Source organism: Pseudomonas peli (genome assembly GCF_050563605.1).
GTDB lineage: Bacteria > Pseudomonadota > Gammaproteobacteria > Pseudomonadales > Pseudomonadaceae > Aquipseudomonas > Aquipseudomonas peli_A.
In genome coordinates, this window is sequence record NZ_JBNXUH010000385.1 from 1 (window position 1) to 277 (window position 277).

The following is a 277-nucleotide window of genomic DNA, read 5'->3' on the forward strand; positions in this document are numbered from 1 at the left end:
CTGTAAGACCAAGACCTAACGCTGGAGTGCTGACCGGCTTTGGCAGGTCGGATGAAGCTATATAATACAAAAAGAGAAGAGGCAAAGAGAAGAAAGGAGAGAGCACGTAGGCCGGCTTCAGCAAGAAAAAAAAAAAAAAGAGAAAAAWWAAWAAAAAAACAAGAGGAGAGAGGAAGGAAGCGACAGATGTGTATAAGAGAAAGACACTGCACAAAGAATATATGGAAAAGGAGTGGGGAAGAGAGAAAGAAAAAAGAAAATGAAGAAGAAAGAGAAT

Annotated in this window: 1 protein-coding gene; it reads left to right on the forward strand. The window is 39.8% G+C overall.

The window, feature by feature from the left end; translation table 11 throughout:
* Window positions 1–51: 51 nt before the first annotated feature.
* Window positions 52–277 (forward strand): hypothetical protein (locus tag ACQ4LH_RS22050; protein ID WP_430699027.1); only part of this gene is annotated, 226 nt, incomplete at its 3' end.